This is a genomic window from uncultured Dysgonomonas sp. (assembly GCF_900079725.1).
Classification (GTDB): domain Bacteria; phylum Bacteroidota; class Bacteroidia; order Bacteroidales; family Dysgonomonadaceae; genus Dysgonomonas.
This window is the reverse complement of sequence record NZ_LT599032.1, coordinates 2,180,814-2,200,103: the sequence shown is the minus strand read 5'-3', so window position 1 is coordinate 2,200,103 and position 19,290 is coordinate 2,180,814. Positions and strand designations below refer to the sequence as shown.

Sequence of the window (19,290 nt, the reverse complement as noted above, 5' to 3'; positions counted from 1 at the left end):
AAAGCAATTAAGAATTAAGAATGAAAAATTAAGAACCACCGGTCAGCGGAGCTAATTCTTTCCCTCGTAACTCGTAACTGTCCAAAGGGCGAAGTAACTTGTAACTATAAAAAAGGTAACAAAGGTTACACATATATCAGTAAACAGTCAACAGTTAGCAGCCAATAATTAGAACTCTTTCATACTTATTACTCAACGCTTACAACTTTGAAAAGGTAAAAAGCTTACACTATTTCTACCTATTACTTTTTACCCTCTCTGTAGCCTCCCCAAGGGGCAGGGCTGCTAAGTTCTCTACTTTGTTCTGTTATTTTCTACTGTCATCCTGAGTGGAACGAAGGATCCCGACCCTGAGAAAAGAGATGTTTCACTCCGTTCAACATGACACAGAGGGTCTAAAAAATTAGAACTTAGCAGCCCTGCCCCTTGGGGAGGTTGGATGGTCCGATCAATACTTCAAAGAACTACAAGCTAACAGCTTACTATATAGATAAACTTTTTACTAAAAGATTAGATTTCGGTATGCCTTATAAGAGATTAATTCTGAATAATAAGAATAACCCTGATTTCATTAATTATTTCATGAAGACTAAAATTTAGTCATAAATATTCCCCTAATACCGTTTAAATAAATATTTATTTAAACGGTATTAGGGGAATATTAAAAGAGTTTCCTGTATCTATGAAGGACGGTTTCCTATAATTTTTTCAGTCCTTTAGTTTCATTTTTATCTGTAACCGGTATTATACTGATCGCATATCCCCCGCCCGGAGCTGAAAGTTGTTTTAATCTGGATTTATTATTTACGATAACTTTTCTTATTTCATATGCCTGCGGATTAGTTTTATAATGAGCATCCTTTGCATCTGAGTATATAGTAGCTATGTATTGTTTATTTGCATCCAGAAAATCAAAGCCGATATTAGATGTAAATCCTTTTTCCCCGGCTACATTCCCTACAAACCAGTTATCTTTTCCTTTGGCTTTACGGGCGACTGTTATATATTCTCCCGGTTCGGCTTCCAGATATTTGCTGTTGTCCCAGTCAAGAGCTACATCTTTGATAAACCGGAAAGCATCCATAAACTTCTCATAGTGTTCCGGAAAATCGGCAGCCATTTGCAAAGGGCTGTACATTGTTACATATAGCGCCAATTGATTCGCTAATGTACTGTTTACATGTGATTTATTGTTTGGATTGATTTTCTCGATATCCATTTCGAAGATACCCGGAGTATAATCCATAGGGCCACCGATCAGGCGGGTAAACGGAAGTACGGTCACATGGTTCGGTTTGCTGCCTCCAAAAGCCTGATATTCCGTGCCCCGTGCAGACTCGTTTCCTATAAGGTTGGGCCATGTACGGCTAATTCCGGTAGGACGGGTGGCTTCATGGGCATTTACCATGATCTTATGTTCTGCCGCTTTTTCTATGGCATGCTGATAATGGTTGTTTAGCCATTGGCTGTAATGAAACTCACCACGCGGTATCATATTTCCTACATAGCCTGATTTAACTGAAGTGTAATCATTATCATTCATGAATTTATATGCTGCATCCAGGTGGCGTTCATAATTACGGATAGAGCCGGAAGTTTCATGATGCATCATCATTTTCACTCCCTTACTTTTTGCATAATCGCGAATCGCTTTAAGGTCAAAGTCGGGATAAGGAGTAAGAAAGTCAAAAACATAATCTTTTGAATTTCCAAACCAGTCTTCCCAACCGGTATTCCATCCTTCGACCAATACAGCATCAAAGCCATGCTCTGCGGCAAAATCAATATATTTTTTCACATTCCCGGTTGTCGCACCATGACGGCCATGAGGTTTTACTTTAGAATAATCTGTAATCCCAAGTTGTACACTTGGCAGGTCGTAAGTATAAGACCATTCACTTTTTCCGGTTATCATTTCCCACCAAACGCCAACATACTTCACAGGTCTGATCCATGATGTATCTTCAATCTTACACGGTTCGTTCAGGTTCAGAGTCATATTCGATGCCAGAATGTCCCGTGCATCATCACTCGCTATAATAGTCCGCCAGGGTGTACTGCATGGAGCCTGCATATGTCCTTTCGATCCATTCGCATCCGGTGTCAGCCACGATTCGAAAACAAAATTTTTATCATCCAGATTAAGGTGCATACAAGCATAGTTGATAAGCGCAGCCTCGTGCAGGTTGATATATAAGCCGTCATCGGTTTTCATCATCAGGGAAGTCTGTACTCCTGTCGGAGAAAACGGTGTTTGTGAAGCATTCGGTGTAATCGCATTTTTCATTAGGCCTCTGATCTCTGAAAGACGGGAAGTCGTATAATCATATTCTTGTGTATCATAATCGCCCGGTATCCAATAAGCTGTATGGTCGCCCGTCATGGCAAACTGGGTACGTTCTTCTTTAATAACAAAATAGATCAGATTCTTTTGTTGAGGAAATTCATAACGAAATCCCAGACCATCGTCGAACAAGCGGAAACGGATGATCATTTGCCGGTCTGTTCCTTCCTGATTCAATGTCACAGCTAATTCGTTATAGTGATTCCGGATATCTTTAGTTTCTCCCCACACAGGCTGCCATGTTTCATCGAAAGAGGCGCTTTTTGTATCTACTATACGGAAATTGTCATAAAGCGAGGTCTGAGGGTCATTAGTCCCGGACTTTATATCCATTTCCGCACCAAATTCAACTTTGGTTGTGTTGCCCATTAGTTCCAAACCCAATTTACTTGGCTTTATGATTTGTTTTCCTTTGTAGTCAAGCTGATAGCAGGGAATCCCTCCATTCTGCAAATGGAATTTCATCACGAAATTACCATCAGGAGATTTTAAATCCTGGGCATAAGCCGATCCTCCTAATAAACAGATGCTTATTAGCAAAAGTATTTTCTTCATTCTTATTATTTTATTTGATTGATATATTTACAGTTTTTCTATTATCCGGTACTTTTACCCAACATTCTTTCGTTGTCTCATTCCACGACCATTCTACTGAAGAAAAATCTGTATCCTGTTTATCCAGGATTATATTTTCTTCTACATTTCTGATAACCTTGTTATCTGCGGATATGCTATTCGGTTTTGCCTCTAAATGGTATTTGAGAACGATATTTCGCCTCTCCGATTGCCGGAAACCTTTATCTTTTGGTTCTATCATAGTTGTATATCCGTCACTCAATGTTGTACATACAAAATATGTCTTTGAATAAATATCTTTCAGATAGTCCAGATTTTCACCCTCATCTTCATAAAGCTCAAAGCTGGCATTTTCATCCTCATAGTTAGGGAAAATATGGATAAACAGGGGGTAGTCTTTCTTCTCATGTATATACTGCATTACAGGCATCATCGGGATAATCGAACCCTTTTTCACAAATACAGGGATTGTATTCAACGGTGCACGATAGGCTACGGTTTGCCCACCCAGATAGATAGTCTTTTTATCATTGAAGTCGATCCATTCCCCGTCAGGTAAGTAAACACGTCTTACCCGTTCTCCTTTTTTTAGCACAGGAGCCACTAATATTTCTTCTCCAAAGATGAACTGGTTATCTGTTTTTACAGCTTCTGCATCATTCGGATATTCCATAAATAAGCCTCTTGTTATCGGTAAGCCTGTATCGTGAGCTATACGTGAATATGTGTACAGATAGGGGAATAGCTGGTATTTCAGCTCGATAGCCGCTTTAGTATTCTTTTCCACCACATCGCCGAACATCCATGGCTCAACAGCATTGTCTCCCTCATGGTGAGCGCGGCTCAACGGGCAGAATATACCGAACTGCATCCAACGCGTATATAATTCACCCATTGCGTTATAGTCGGTAATATCTCCGCAATAACCTGATATATCTGTAGTCCAGAACGGAATTCCCCCCAGTCCGGCAGAAATTCCTACTGCTACCTGATTCTCAAGTTGTCCCCAACCTTCCAGTACATCATTTCCGTTACCGCTATCGTTTGTCCATCCGAATGTGTAACGTTGTAAACCGGCATAGGCCGAACGTGTCATCTGGAAGATCCGTTTATCCGGATTGCGTTTGTCAAACTGCTCTTTTACAACCTTATCCCATGTCAGACCATATACATTATGTATCTCATCGTGCATGCCTATATGATGTTTCATATTCAGGCGGTCTATGTCTTCTTCATTGCTCCATGCAGGCTCACCCATATCAGTCCAGAATCCGCTTATTCCGTCATCTATTGGCTTTTGCTGATATTGGCCCCACCAATCGGCAACTTCGGGAATAGTGAAATCTACTACACCGCAGTTTCCTCCCCATGGCCACGGCATATCATACGATTTTCCATTACGGACATCTTTTACGAAATAGCCTGATTTATCAGCTTCTTTCCATTGTATTTCATTCGCCTGTGATATAACAGGGTCTTGCGAGACGATCATCTTAAAGCCTTGTTCTTTCAATGATTTCAGCATCCCCTTTGGGTCTGTATAGTTTCCTTTGCGCCACTCAAAATCCTGTAAATATTGTGTCCATCCTATATCCTGATAAATTATATCACAAGGGATCTGACGTTTACGGAATTCAGCCGCTATGTCCAAAGCCTGAGCCTCTTTGGTATATAACCCCCGGCTCTGAGCGAAACCCAAAGCCCATTTAGGAGGCATGATGGGTTTACCAGTCAGGTCGATATATTGCTGTTGGATATCTTTATAATCTTTTCCGAATATGAAATAATAAACAAATGCCCCGTCCGGTGCTTCAAATGAGTAGTATTCATCTGATTCAGTACCAAATTTGAACTCAGTCTTGTATGTATTGTCCAAAAATATACCATAACGGTAACTACTCATAAAAAATGGAATGCTTTTTGCCAGAGGGTCTTCTGTGACACTGTAGCAGGGACGGTCGCTATTCCACATCTTATAAGAGCGTCCGCGGCGGTTCAGGGGGCCTGTCTTTTCGCCCAGCCCGAAAAATTGCTCATCGTTACGCAAAACCTTGTATGCTTTTACGGCTTTAGAATCGGCAACGTGCCCTCTCTCTTTAAAATCGCTGAAAACCAGTTTCTGCCATTTATCGAATATCTGTAACTGCATCGGATTTTTATTTACCCTGATACGCAGCTTCGACGTAAATATTTCATAACATGCGGGTTCGTCATTCACATTAATTTCTCCGATATCCTCGAGATTTTCATTTATTACAGCAAATGATTCATTGCTTCTTAGAAATTTCCCCGATTGGTCGAACCAGACTTTAATGACAGAGCTGCTGTTTATTGTCAGAGACATCTTCGACCCGTCTTTACAATTGAAAATAACCTGATTCCCGTTTTTAGTATAGGAGATACATTCTCCGGCAAATAGTGTTGCCGAAGAAAATATCAAACCTATTAGAAATAACCAAACCTTCTTTATCATAACCTTCTTACCTTTTCCTTATTAATTAATATTCAAGTACCAGCATATCCCAGTATTTAAGCGAAGGGAGTGTTAGCAAAACCTCATTGTCCGATTGGGAAAATTCAGTATTGATCGCAACTCCTCCATTGATATCGGGAGAGGCAATCCATACTTTCGAAACAGCTTTGGATGCGGTCACTTTTACCTGTATACCGGCGACTAGCGACGGTTCTTTTTGTGTGCCGTTCGTATCCCTCCATTCCATAGAATTAGCCTGTGAAAAGTTTATCAGATGAACCACATCTTTATCTGTGAATTTCTTTCCCACCACAGCTATACTGCCTTGCGATGCAGGCCAGTTTTCGAATGAAAGGGTTCCCGCGGCCGATTGTACGTTTATTGGAGAAAAAGTGCCTCCGTCGCGTAAGATATTCTGGTATGCAACAAGGAAATCGTAGTAATGAGTAAGGGATTCCTTTGTCCCGGATTTCATCTGCAAATTAGAGTTCGGGAAATATTCATTCGACAGATAGTGTTCTCCTAATTCGAGATGCGAGCCTCCAAAAGAGAATATCACAGCGTTGGTAAGCAATATACCGGGTGTATTGATGTAGCCGGAATTGTTTGATCGTGCATAATTCATATATGCCGCCAGAACAGTCGCTTTTTCATTTCCGCTATAACTATTATTATCGAGTATAACCTGAGCCAATTGGTCAAAAGTTTTAGATTCGTCCCAAACTTCTGTGTATAGGAAATCAACTTCTGATTTTGCAATACTCTTTTGCTGCCCGTATTGAGAAACTGCATTCATAACCAGTCGTTTGTCCGGATTGGCTTGTTTCATCGCCGAGATAAAAGGTTTATAAGTCTCCTCGAGCTTAACAGCATTTCCTGTATAGTCATAGACTGTTCCCCTGTTTCCCAATTGGTCGATATGATAGCCGTCAAAATCGAAAACTTTATAGACATCACCATGCCTTCCTGCAATATAATCCTGCCATTCCTTATTCCCCGGATTTGTCAGATAAATGCTACTGCGGAAAGGAGCGTCGAGGTGATGATTGTCTTTTTCGGTATGATTCTGATCTTTGAAAAGATACCATTCCTCTTTTACCCCATCTGCCGCCGCATTGCTCAATGCTCCGAAAGCAAGATTGTAAAACATGGCTTTCATCCCTTTATTGTGGGCAGCATTGATATATCCTTTGACTGTGGACAGATAATTAGTTCTGCCTATAAGGTCTGCCCATGATGCGGACGGATTGTCGACCGTTCCGGCCAATGGACGTTGGTGGTCATACATCCAGTCGTAGAATTGAATGCCGTTGATGTGATAACGGTTAAGGGCTTCGATGTTATTTTCTATTTCATTTTCGGATAGTTTGCCATATGATGAAAGAAAACCATAGCGAGGGAACTTCTTCCAGTCCGACGATACATCGACAGCAATGCTCTGGTGTATCTTTTCTGCATTATCGGTTACTTCATATATATCTACCATATACCCTTTGTAGTCGTCGGAGGGTGCAGTCCAGTCCCACGTGGCAGACGACAGGGTTTCTTCCGAAATCACTTTGCCTAAGTGGGAATACCTTACTTTTACATTGCCTGACGGCTTTTCTTTGAGGTAAAAGCGGACTGTCTCACCCGGTTTGTACGAAGCTTTATCCGTATGTAAATCTGCTTTGAAATAAGTCACACCATATACTACGGGATCATTATCCGTATCGTAATAATCTTCGCAACTCCACAAAGAGATTGTCAGGCAGAATATTAGATATACATATATTTTCTTCATGATAATATTTTTAAGCAGGAGTGCCTCCGGAGAAGACACTCCTTATATTTTAATTATTGTTTTTTGATTATAATAGTTTCTTTCAATTGATTTAGTTCAATTGTATATGTGCCTCCTTGTGTGATTTTCCATTTATAATCTACACCTGCTCCCGGATAATTGTATATTATTTGCTCTACATCTCCTGTCGGGTTTTTATCGGCTTCTCCGGCAATGAACCAGGCACCGTTCCAGTCGTCCTGCTTATCCAGTGTGAATTTCAATTCTCCGGCATTTAATGTTCCTGTCCAGGTGAATACATATGGATTGCCTGTTGCGGTCATCGGTGTCGCACTGCCAATATTCCAGCCGTTAGGCGAAGCATCTCCTACCAGATAAATCATGGCAAAAGGAGTGAATGGCACAATGTCTATCTTCATGTCCCGGGTGTCGAGTTTAATCTTGTAAACACCTCCTGTGATTTTCCATTTATTGTCAGGATCACCCGCCCATTTGTCTACATCGAGGTTAGTCCCTTCCGGTTGTTCATTTATTGCAGGACGGAAAAATACAGCATCCCAGTTGCCTGCGGCAGTTCCTATTTTGAATTCTCCACCTACCGATAGATCGTCATTGTAATGGAATACAAACGGATCGAGCAGATCTACAGTCATCGGATTGAAATTCCAGCCGGAAGGATTACCTACAAACCATAGTTCGCTAAATTCAGGGCCTTCTCCTTTTGTAATACTGATAGCCATCGATATCAGGTTCACTTTGACCGTATAAGTGCCTCCTTCTGTAATTACAAACTTTTCGTCCGGATCTGAGTCTGATTCACGGAGTACAAGTTTAGTGTCATTTTCTCCTCTATTATAAGAAGGTAAGAATTCCCCTTGTGTTGCTATAAGTTTGAATTCTCCGGCAGAAAGCGCACCTGTCCACGAAAATGCTTTCGGAGTGTTTGTTATCGGTTTCATTTCGGTAGCATCGTCGGCGCTCCATCCATTCGGTGTCGCATCTCCTATAAGGTACAATGTTTTCGTAATAGGTTTATGAGTCTTGATATTTATAGTCTGAACAGGCGAAGTCTGAGATTCAATATTTTCAGAAGCCACTTTGGCAATAATCCTGTATTGGAATATTGTCTCCGAAGCTGGGGTTATGCCGAATTTATCAATAAGCAGATCATTAAGTTCCTCATTCTTGTACGATTTCTCATACACGTTGCGTCCCATGTCTATGGATAACCCGTTCTCGAAATTACCATCCTGTTTGTCCATCTGGAAAACATATTCTATTGCCAGTCCGGTTCCGTTGTTTGTTCCCGATGTCCAGATGAATTTTATAGCTTCCGATGCAGGATTCAACGCATCCAGTTCTACAGTTTCCTTTGACGCGCTTATCTCCAATGGCTGGTCTCCTTTATTATATTCCGTATTATCCTCGTCGGTGCACGACCAGAATAGAAATAATAGTGTAAGTAATGATATTATTTTATATAATTTCATGATAGTCGGTATTTAAAAATTAATATCCTGTATTTTGTTTCAGATTTGGATTTGTGTCTATTTCTTTTTGTGGAATCGGAAAGAGCAAGTGCTTTTGTGAAGCATTTATTTTACCGATGGAATGCAGGAAATCAAGAGCATATTGCCCATTATCCCAACGTATCATGTCGAACCAACGATGTCCCTCGAATGCCAATTCTATACGGCGTTCCTGTCTGATTTTATCGCGCATCTGATCCTGAGTCAGCCCCTCCACATCGTCACGGTTGGTTAATCCAGCTCTTTTTCTTACCTGATAAAGCGGCTCTTCGGCATCAGATGTTTGTCCCAATTCGTTCAGGGCCTCTGCTTTCATCAGTAATACATCAGCATAGCGCAATACGATAATACTTGCTGAGTTTGTATTATAATCGGCTGAGATTGATAGCGGAACCAAAAACTTACGGACATTATAGCCTGTATTAGACATATTTGACTTATAGGTCTTACTATCGAAAGACGGGCATCCTTCATACAGGATTGTTTTGTCTTTTCGTAAATCGCCATTCTCATATTGGTCTACAAATTCCTGTGTAGGCTGGTTCCATCCGTAGGCTCCCCCTACCCATCCTGAATTTCGTGGCCCCATATAGGTGCTGAGCCAGTTTGCCTGATTTTCATCACTCCAGAAATCGGCTTTTGTAAGCCCATAATACTGAACTTCGAAAAGTGACTCCGATGTATTCTTATTCTTGGCTTCGCCGCCGAAACAATCGCTATAATTCGGATTTAATGTATAGCCCAGGCTTTCCACCATGTTGCACATTTTGAGGCTTTCATCATGCATCCCCAATGTAAGGTAAACTTTAGCCAGCATACCAGCTGCTGCTCCTTTGGAAGCACGGCCTATGTCACTGCCCGAATACTCTTCGCGTGGAGGTAAAAGCTCTATAGCTTCCTTCAGATCAGGAATGATTACTTCGTTGTAAATAGTCATCTTGTCTGTACGGGTTGGCTTGAGGTTATCGCCCGGTTTAGGAGTGGTTGTTGTTAGAGGTACATCTCCAAATAGTTGTACCAGAATGAAATAATAATGTGCTCTCAGGAATTTGGCTTCCCCTATACATCTGTTTTTTAAAGCCTGATCGATATCCATAGAAGGGACACTTTCTAAAACTGTGTTACAATACAAAATACCGGGATTGGGGCCACGCCAGATATCCAAAGCTGCAGCATTGTCGGTAGTAGTCACGAAATTAGCTATGTCGACAGTCTCTATTCCATCCGTACCGCCTCCTGCACCTACTTCACTGTTGCCTGCAATAATATCGAGTGTCCAGATACGCATATTATAGAGCTTAGGACGTTGGAGGGGTTGATATGCCCCGTTTACTAAAGCGATAGCAGATTCTTTGTCGCTCAATACTTCTGCGCTAGGGTCTTCATAAGGTTCTTTATCAAGGAAGTCCGAACAGGAAACCAGTAAAGATGCTAACATAATAAGACTTGTATATATTATTTTTTTCATGATTTTCTTTTCTTTAATATTAAATTTATAACCTTAGAATTTAACATTTACTCCAAAGCTGATCGTACGGGTGAGTGGATATGTGCTGAGGTCTATACCATTAGCTCCGACTTCCGGATCGAATCCTGAATATTTTGTGAAAGTATAGAGATTCTGGCATGACATGTACATGCGTACTGTTTGTAAATAAGCTTTCTTTGAGATTGCTTGCGGCAATGTATATCCTAATGTCAGGTTTTTAATTCTTAGATAAGAACCGTCTTCAACAAACCGGCTGGAATGGCGTGCATTCTTATTCGGGTCGCTGTATACAGCCCTTGGTACTGAATTGCTGGTTCCTTCCCCTGTCCATCTGTCCAATACTTTAGCTGTTTGATTTTGAGGTACGGCCATTCCTTCCTGCCAGATACGGTTTGCATTGTAAATATCATTACCGGCTACTCCCTGCAGGAATATTTGCAAATCGAAGTTTTTGTAAGCAAAACTGTTATTCATCGAGAATGACCATTCCGGAGTCGGATTACCTATGTATGTACGGTCATTGTCATTTATGACCCCATTATTGTCCAGATCACTGAAGCGGATGTCCCCCGGTGCTGTTCCTCCCGGAACTTGTATGGAGGCGTTGTTGACCTGATCCCAGTTCTGGAATAAACCATTTGTTACATAGCCGTAAAATGAATTGATTGGATTGCCTTCGGAATTTACCAATACTTTCGTCATATTGATATCATCTCCGGTAAATAAAGGTACACCTTCATTCATGCTGATGACTTTGTTTTTATTGTAAGAGACATTCAAATCTGTGTTCCATTCCAGTTCTCCCGTCAGATTCCGGGAAGATATGGTTAATTCCCATCCTGTATTCCGCACTTTTCCGGCATTAATACTTGGTACATAGATATCCGAATATCCTGTTGTGATAGGCACTGCCATCGGCACCAGCATATCGGTCGTGTTTTTGATATATCCGTCTAATGATAAATTAATACGCTGGTCGATCAGTGAAAGGTCAATCCCTGCATTCCATTGTTTTACGGTCTCCCATTTCACATCCGGATTTGGCATTACAAGCGGATACAGTGTCGATACAGGCGTTCCGTTAAATACATATTGTCCTGTTTTTAGTTTAGTAAAATAGGCGTACTCATTTATACCCCATTGATTTCCCGTAACTCCGTAACCCGCTCTCACCTTTATATCGTTTACCCATTTGTTCTTCTGATAAAAAGCTTCTTCCGACAGACGCCATGCTGCTGCAACGGAAGGGAAGGTTCCCCAACGATTGTCTTTTGAGAAACGAGAAGAGCCATCGCGACGGACGGTTAATGTCAGCAAATATTTATCAGTATAGTTATAGTTTACACGGCCCATAAATGAAAGCAGCGCCCAGTCATTTTTCGTTCCGCCGACTGTGGGTTGATTCAAGCCGTTAGATAACTGATTATTCTTGTCGCTCAGAAAACCTTGTACGCTGGCATTCATTTTGTTGTATACATTGTTTTGGGCACTCGAGCCGATCATCACATTCAGGTGGTGATTTTCATTGAAGGTATCTATATAGGTAAGGGTATTATCCCAAAGGTAAGTGAGGCTTTTGTTGGACTCTTCGTAGCGGTATGATTCAGGTTGGGAAATCGGTTTCCAATCGTATTTAGGGCTAAAGTTTTCCTTGTCCCAGAACTTAAAATCTATACCACCCAGCGTTTTGAAAGTAACTTTATCGAAGAAATTGATTTCGGCAAAAATATTTCCCAGCAAGTTATATCCTTTGGTAGTCTGGCTATTGACTTTTGCATTCCCTAACGGATTCTTAATATCTCCGTACCAATATGCTGGATTGCCCGGGCCGGAATAAGTTCCGTCTTCATTGTAAACCGGTTGTGTAGGTTGTGCGGCCATCGCATCGCGGATACTGTAGCTTCCCTGTTTCTTGGCATCATGGCTTAATGTAACATTATTGCCCAATTTAAGCCAGGGTTTTACTTTCGATTCCCCATTGAATTGTACGGTATACCGCTTATAAGAGGTATTAATAACAATCCCCTCCTGATCCAGAATACCTGCTGATACATAATAATTACTCTTATCTGTACCGCCGGAATAAGATACGGAGTAATTCTGGATCGTACTTGTCCGGAACAATTCGTCCATCCAGTCTGTTCCTTTTCCCAATGTTGTCGGGTCAGCAAAATCGGGTCTTTGCATCAGGTTTTCCGTCCCGCTATAATTTGCGATCATGTCATTGTGGTAAGACGCAAATTGACTTGCATTTAGCATATCGGGCATGCTGGTTGCATTCTGTATACCCCAATTGGCGCTGAATGATACAACACCATCACCGGATTTTCCTTTTTTGGTTGTAATAATAACGACCCCATTTGCACCTCTTGAGCCGTAAATAGCTGTTGCCGAGGCATCTTTCAATACGTCGACTGTTTGCACATCGTCCATATTGAGAGCGTTTAAAGAAAGGTCTGTCGGGACACCGTCTATTACCAATAATGGTTCACTGTTATTAATTGTACTTATTCCCCTTATACGGATAGAAACATTACTGCCCGGTGCACCTGAATTTATGATCTGAACACCGGAAGCCCGTCCCTGCAAGGCTTCTCCAATATTGGCGACGGGTTTATCCTGCATCGATTTTGAATCGATGGAAGAAACAGCTCCGGTTAAGTCTCTTTTTCTCATTACGCCATAACCTACTACAACTATTTCGTCGAGCATCTTCGCATTTTCTTTCAGGGTGATTTGCAGGCTGGATTTGCCTGTTACCGGAATTTCCTGTGCTAAGAACCCTACATAAGTTATGGCCAGAATGTCATTCTCATTTACATCGAGAGAGAATTTACCATCTATATCCGTAATAGTGCCATTAGTGGTACCTTTTACTGCTACAGATGCCCCTATAATGCTTTCTCCTTTTTCATCGAGGATTGTTCCTGTAATTGTTTTTTTGTTTTGAGCAGATAAGTGAAGTGTAAAAAGTAAAGTCAGAATAAGTAAACCTATTCTACTCACATATGCCCATTTCTTTTTTTGATCTTTTCTCATGGTCTATACGATTTATGAATTTTTCTTGTTTATGGTTAACATAGTTTCTTCAGTTTTGGAGACTGAAAATGGACCTAACCTCTTACATGCAAAAATATAAGCAGTTATTAAGTAAATAAAATTCGCATGGATAAAATATAGATAGTGTAAACTGTTAAACGTTTAATTTATAGATATTTAAATGCTTTGAGGATGTTGAAAAATATGGATGTGGTATGCCTTAGTTCTTCTTTATTATGCCTATTTTCATTACCATGGATTCAAATTCTTCGCGGGGCACAGCCGCTTTATTCCGAACTCTGGTGCGATAGCTATAAATGGTATTTGCAGAATAGTGTAAAAAGCTTGCAATTTTGGAACTGTCGGTTATTCCGAGTCTTATTAATGCAAAAATACGAAGTTCTACGTTTAATAGTTCGTTTGGTTTTAATATAAATTGTCCGTCTCTCACCAATAGGGAGTTAAATTCCTCAACAAAGTTAGGGTATAAATGTAAAAATATATTGTCAAAGTTTTCGTATAGTTCTTTCAGTTCATTGTCAATCATCTCTCTGGATTTTAATATCTTGTATAATTCATCAAGCTTCTTCTCTACCGCTTTTTTATTGAGTGTATTTTGATACTTTTCGAGTTTATTGATGTATGTCGAGCATAAATCAAGGAAATGTCCTATATATGCCTCCTTGATTTGATTTGCTTCTGATAGTTCATTATTTACGTCAGAGAGCTCTTTGTTGACGCTATTTAGCTGGTTAACAGTAGATTGTAGATCGGCGTTGAGCACGTTCAGTTTTACGTTAGTGTGATAGAGTTCCTTGCGTATACGGGCAACTCTCTTCATTTGCCTGTACACATATATTATTGCTATAATCAGAAATATGGATAATATACTGACAAGAATGAGGAATAATTGCAGTTCCGACTTTTGTTTGTTTACATTCTCCTGATAGGCAGAGTCTATAATCGGGAATATCTGAGATACTTCATATGTTCTCAATCGTGCATTGCAGAACATTGCATCTTCCATTGAGGATTTTATGCAATCATAAGCTCTTTCTACTTCCCCTGTTTCGTATAAGGCGGAAGCCAAAGCCTGCATAGATGCGTTCTCTTTGATCGCATTTTTTATATCACAGATAGCGGATATAGCATAATAGTGTTTTTGTAAACCGATGCTTCCCTCTTTTTTGTAAATGTTTGCAAGCGCATATGCAAGCACAGCCTTTTCATGAGTGTCGGATTCCGTCTGGTTTAAAATATCCTGTAATATCTGTCTGGCTTCTAGCAACTTATTCTCGTCGTATAGTTTTTCAGCATATACTATTTTATAGTGATTGGACTTTTCATCCAGAACATTGAGCAAAGAATCCCTATATAATTTGCTTTTTTCTATATATATGCGGGTATAAGGGTTATTATTTGAATAGTAGTTATATAATTGTTTATAGCAATCATAATATTTTATCAATAGCCAGTCGGAAAGATTCTTGTTATTTATTGATTTAAGAATATCGATTGCTTCTATGTACATTCCCGCAACGATATATAGTGATACTAAATCCAATTGAGATTCGTATGCCCAAGCTGGATTATTTAGCTTTTCTGCTATCACAGTATTTTCTCTGGCATAATAAATTGCAGAATCTGATATGTAAGTTTTGTATTCATTATAGAGTTTAAGATTAATATCATATCGCTGCTCCGGTGTAATGTTGGGAGTTTTGAGCATTTTCTTTATCTCAGATATTTCCTCTTCCTTCTCTGTCATGTAAAGCTCTTTATGCTCTACTAATTTATACAGGGAAATAAGTATTGTATCCTGTGATATTTTTGGAAAAACAGCACTAATACAAAATAATAGTATAACGAGGGAAAGTATTCTTTTCATCGATAGCATATGACTTTAAGCAAAGTTAGTAAAATATATCTTTGTATAGTAGAGAGAATTATTGATTTGTGAGTTTTTTATCTCCCATCCGATAGATCGGGTATTATTTCTCTGATGCTAGGCTAACTCAGATTCTTTTGGCCGAGGTATTATGAACGGCTTCAGTGTCTTCAATTTGGCTTTAAATTACGGTTAGGAACAAAATAAATTTTAAAAAAATATTTTTTTAGCCAATATGGATGTCTGCAAGTAAGTGTTTGTATATAATTATCTTATGGTTGTTTTTGGGAGAGATGGGAGTAACGGATGTTTTTATTACAGCCATTTTTTAGAATTATAAATTTGGATAATAAATATTTTCTATTACCTTTGCACTCGCTTTGATAAAGCAACAGGGAGATTCCGTAGCTCAGCAGGTAGAGCACATCACTTTTAATGATGGGGTCCTGGGTTCGAGCCCCAGCGGGATCACTAGCAAATGATGCAAAAAGAAGTAAAACCTTGATTTTCAGTAGAAAGTCAAGGTTTTTTCTTTTGTCCAAATAGGCAAAAAAGGGCAATTTACGACAGTATATACATGCCTAAATCGTGGACAAGCAAGCGTGCGAAAAATGGTCCACGATTTTGAGTATTAGTCACTATTTGTCAGCAACTTACCTCATAGCTACTTGATGGTTTAAACGTAATTTTAACCACAAAAAAGTAGTAAAATGAAACAAAAATCCTTTCATGTTTTATTCTTTCTAAAAAAGAATAAAATCAAAGCAAACGGAGAAGCCCCTATCGCCATGAGAATCACTGTGGATAAGCGGTTCTGTGAAATGTTTGTCCGAAGAAGTGCATTAGTAGAGAATTGGGATCAGACCAAAGGAAAGCTTAAAACCAAAGACAAACTATCAACTGAGATCAATATGTATATTGATACGGTCAGGGCTAAAATTCAGAATATCCACAGACAACTAGAAGCCGACAACCTCGAAATATCAGCAAAAGAAATTTGTAACCGCTTTTGTGGTGTAGAAGAAAAGTACAAAACTCTTATTGACGTTTTTGAAGAACATAATAAAGAGATCAAGCAATTACAAGGTAAAGGCTATGCTCAAAAGACTATAATCCGTTTTGAGGGTACAGTAAGATATCTGAAGGAGTTCTTAAAGAAAGAATATAAGAAGTCCGATATCAATCTAAAGGATATTGATCTACCCTTCATTCAGAAATTTGATACCTTTTTAAAGACTGAGAAGAATTGTGCTCAAAATACGGCTATCACCCGATTGAAGCAAGTAAAGAAAATTATGCGTATCGCTTATTCTAATGACTGGATTCAGAAAGACCCTTTTATGACTTACCGATTCAAGTTCGAGGAAACAAATATCGAGTTCCTAACACAAGAAGAATTGAATTCTATTATTCAAAAGAACTTCTCTATTGAAAGACTAAGTACAGTTAAAGATATTTTTCTCTTCCAATGTTTTACCGGATTGGCATTTTCGGATATTGAACAATTAAAGTCTGAACATTTGGTAAAAGACAACAACGGCTCATTATGGATTCGCAAGAACAGACAGAAAACGAATAATATGTGTAATATTCCTTTAATAACAGCTGCAAAGATGCTTATAGACAAATATGCGACCCATCCAGACTGTCTCGAGAAAAACGTATTGTTTCCTGTGCCTACGAATCAACGCATGAATTCTTATTTGAAGGAAATTGCTGATTCGTGTGGTATTACCAAGAAGCTCAGTACGCACGTAGCCCGACATACAGCGGCAACGATTGTATTTTTAGCGAATAAAGTATCGCTGGAAAATGTAGCTAAAATACTCGGGCATTCAAATGTCCGTACGACCCAACATTATGCCAAAGTTTTGGATAGTTCTATTATGAGAGACATTCAAGAAGTAGATAAGAAATTTTCATTGTAGTTTCTTTTCTTTCATCTGAACACAAATGTATTATAAGAGAATAATTTAATCAAGGTCTAGCTCTCCGAGTTTGAATAAATAATCTTCCTTTCTACGAAAGAGTATTATTTATCAAAACCTTGCTTTTATTATTCTCTTTTTAATTGGGGTGTTTATCAGTTGTAAAGAAAAAATAATATTCAATATTGTAAATTGATAGAATAAAATAGATAAAGCCTTATTTGCCTAATCGATCAAATAAGGCTTTCTTATAACTACTTCCAATTGGAATTGTTTTTCCTCCTATTTTAAGCATATTTCCTTCTATCATTTCTATAGCTTTGACGGCTACAATATATGATTTATGAATTCTGACAAAGCGTTCAGAAGGTAAGATGTCTTCGAGATTTTTCATTACATATAAAGCTGTTATTCTTTTCTGTATAGTATGGAAAGTAACATATTCACGTTGTCCTTCAACATATAATAAATCAGTATATTCGATTTTATATATTTTAGCTCCGTCTTTTACTATAATAAAATCATCGCTATCTACAACTGCTAGTTTTATAGGGTTAACAGTACTCTGCGAAGTTCCGTCATATCTACCTTTTGCTTTATACATAGCTTGAAGAAAGCGTGGAAATTCGACAGGTTTCAATAAATAATCAGCCACATCAAGTTCAAAGCTTTCAACCGCGTATTCAGAATATGCAGTTGAGAAAATGATAATTGGTTTTTTATTAAGGCTACGAGCAAATTCTATTCCAGTCATATCAGGCATCTGAATATCTAAGATTAAAAGGTCTATATTCTCTTTTTGCATTATTTCGATAGCCTCGAATATATTTTCACAAGTCTTTATTAAAGTCAGAAATGGGACTCTAGCGACGTAGTCTTTTAAGAGTTTTCTAGCATGAAACTCGTCATCAATAATTAAAACCTTCATCATATTTTCCATAATTAGATATTGATAATCAATTCCGTTTTATAAATATCATTCCCATCTTCAATATTCAGTATGTAATGATTTTTATAGAGAATATTTAGCCGGCTTTTCATATTTTCTATGCCTATACTACTCCTCTTAACTGGTACCTCCATCAATGTTTGAGTATTTTCAGACGTAAATTTAATCTGATTTTTCTCTACTATTATATTAATGTGGATATAACTATTCTGATGTTGTAACGGGCAATGCTTAAAACAATTTTCGATAATGGGTTGAAAAATCATCGGTGACACCAATACATCTCCTATTTCATTCCGATAATTAAAGACAATGTCCCGATCTGTCTCAAAACGAGCTTTCTGGAAATCAATGTAGTTTTCTATGTACTTGATTTCGCTAGATATTGGTACTTGATTTGTTTCACAATCTTCTAATACATAACGTAACATCTGAGACAACTTCATGATATATTTAGAAGCATTTTGGTTGTCGAAATAGGTCATGGAATAAATATTATTGAGGGCATTGAATAAGAAATGAGAATTTATTTGGGTTTTCAACATCTCCATTTCCATATTTTTATTTCTTGCTAACACTTCTTCCTTGTGTTCGTTCTCTTTCTTGAATTTCTTTACAAAGTATATTATAGTACTAATAGCATATGTAAGCATTACAAGAGCTAAATATTTCAGTCTGATGTCGCCGATATAACGCTCCATAACTAGTGAATTGATAATTTCGCTCAATAAAGACTCTATACTTGCACATACATACACAATACCACATATCATGAAACAAGATGCGACAATATAAAGCAAATATCCTTCACTTCGTTGTTGTTCTATAAATTTTGGAATCAATAGATAATGAGTTAACAGATAAGTGAGAAGTGAAGGAATAAGCAAAAAAAGCACCAAAACGAATGACTGTAAGACATTATGCTCTATGGTATTCTTTACGAATATAAATAGGATAAGCATAATCAATATAACTGTAGCTCGTCTGGAATAAAGAGTTGTTATTATTGTTTTGAAATTCATACGTGTCTGATCTGTTGGTGGTATATATATTATCAAACGAAATATTTAAGGAGAGATTACATTTTAGTTCTAAATATAGACTTATATATGTGTAACCCTTTTATCTGCTTGTATTTTACTTAGTAAACTCTATACTAAATGGATAATCTAAATCAAAAGTATTAAATATTAGCTCTATTATTCAATGTATTCTACCAAAATGGTAATTGACAGCACAAACGGTTTAATTTACCTTATAAAGCGATTATTAATTGCTATTTAGTGATTTAA

At 38.4% G+C, this 19,290-nt stretch carries 10 protein-coding genes and 1 tRNA gene; 2 read left to right on the top strand and 9 right to left on the bottom strand.

Annotated elements, in window-relative coordinates; genetic code table 11:
* Positions 1 to 697: 697 nt before the first annotated feature.
* The 7 genes from QZL88_RS09165 to QZL88_RS09135 form a co-directional block, all read right to left on the bottom strand.
* The gene (locus tag QZL88_RS09165) at positions 698 to 2,899 is read right to left on the bottom strand and encodes a glycoside hydrolase family 97 protein (RefSeq protein WP_296940332.1); all 2,202 of its coding nucleotides are present in this window, start codon (positions 2,897 to 2,899) and stop codon (positions 698 to 700) included.
* Positions 2,900 to 2,909: 10 nt separating this feature from the next.
* Positions 2,910 to 5,393, bottom strand: a complete 2,484-nt coding sequence (locus QZL88_RS09160) for a TIM-barrel domain-containing protein (RefSeq protein WP_296940331.1) — start codon at positions 5,391 to 5,393, stop codon at positions 2,910 to 2,912.
* Between the two features lie 25 nt (positions 5,394 to 5,418).
* Positions 5,419 to 7,176, bottom strand: coding sequence for a glycoside hydrolase family 66 protein (locus QZL88_RS09155; RefSeq protein WP_296940328.1), 1,758 nt, complete (start codon positions 7,174 to 7,176; stop codon positions 5,419 to 5,421).
* A gap of 53 nt (positions 7,177 to 7,229) precedes the next feature.
* A complete protein-coding gene (locus tag QZL88_RS09150) occupies positions 7,230 to 8,666 on the bottom strand; it encodes a SusF/SusE family outer membrane protein (protein WP_296940326.1) in 1,437 nt (478 codons plus the stop codon).
* A gap of 19 nt (positions 8,667 to 8,685) precedes the next feature.
* Positions 8,686 to 10,173: a RagB/SusD family nutrient uptake outer membrane protein gene (locus tag QZL88_RS09145; protein ID WP_296940324.1), complete on the bottom strand. Its 1,488-nt coding sequence runs from the start codon at positions 10,171 to 10,173 to the stop codon at positions 8,686 to 8,688.
* A gap of 33 nt (positions 10,174 to 10,206) precedes the next feature.
* Positions 10,207 to 13,233 (bottom strand): TonB-dependent receptor, encoded by a 3,027-nt coding sequence (locus tag QZL88_RS09140; protein ID WP_296940322.1) that lies wholly within the window; start codon positions 13,231 to 13,233, stop codon positions 10,207 to 10,209.
* Positions 13,234 to 13,453: 220 nt separating this feature from the next.
* Positions 13,454 to 15,121 (bottom strand): DUF6377 domain-containing protein, encoded by a 1,668-nt coding sequence (locus QZL88_RS09135; RefSeq protein ID WP_296940321.1) that lies wholly within the window; start codon positions 15,119 to 15,121, stop codon positions 13,454 to 13,456.
* 398 nt (positions 15,122 to 15,519) lie between these two features.
* Between QZL88_RS09135 and QZL88_RS09130 the strand changes: the two genes are divergently transcribed.
* Both QZL88_RS09130 and QZL88_RS09125 read left to right on the top strand, forming a co-directional pair.
* Positions 15,520 to 15,592 (top strand) — tRNA-Lys (locus tag QZL88_RS09130).
* A 239-nt stretch (positions 15,593 to 15,831) separates the two neighbouring features.
* Positions 15,832 to 17,049, top strand: coding sequence for a site-specific integrase (locus QZL88_RS09125; protein ID WP_296940320.1), 1,218 nt, complete (start codon positions 15,832 to 15,834; stop codon positions 17,047 to 17,049).
* 217 nt (positions 17,050 to 17,266) lie between these two features.
* Here the strand turns inward: QZL88_RS09125 and QZL88_RS09120 are convergent, their stop codons facing one another.
* Positions 17,267 to 17,989 (bottom strand): LytTR family DNA-binding domain-containing protein, encoded by a 723-nt coding sequence (locus QZL88_RS09120; RefSeq protein ID WP_296940319.1) that lies wholly within the window; start codon positions 17,987 to 17,989, stop codon positions 17,267 to 17,269.
* Positions 17,990 to 17,991: 2 nt separating this feature from the next.
* Positions 17,992 to 19,020: a sensor histidine kinase gene (locus QZL88_RS09115; protein WP_296940317.1), complete on the bottom strand. Its 1,029-nt coding sequence runs from the start codon at positions 19,018 to 19,020 to the stop codon at positions 17,992 to 17,994.
* Positions 19,021 to 19,290 lie beyond the last annotated feature (270 nt).